This is a genomic window from Lysinibacillus sp. RU7, assembly GCF_057837305.1.
Window position 1 is genome coordinate 1 of the sequence record NZ_JBYQFK010000203.1, and the last position, 253, is coordinate 253.

Annotated in this window: 1 protein-coding gene; it reads right to left on the minus strand. The window is 57.3% G+C overall.

Annotated elements, in window-relative coordinates; genetic code table 11:
* Nucleotides 1-253 (minus strand): Rnase Y domain-containing protein (locus AC3II9_RS22105; protein WP_489158879.1); only part of this gene is annotated, 253 nt, incomplete at both ends.

Sequence of the window (253 nt, forward strand, 5' to 3'; positions counted from 1 at the left end):
GCTTCCGGCGTATCGTCGATAATGAGATCGATACCGGTCAATGTTTCGAGAGCGCGGATGTTGCGGCCTTCGCGACCGATGATGCGGCCTTTCATTTCTTCATTCGGCAGCGACACGACGGATACCGTCGTCTCGGCCACATGATCCGCCGCGCAACGCTGAATCGCAAGCGAGATGATGTCCCTCGCCTTCTTGTCGGCTTCTTCCTTCGCCTGCTGCTCGATTTCCTTGATCATCTGCGCGGTTTCGTGGC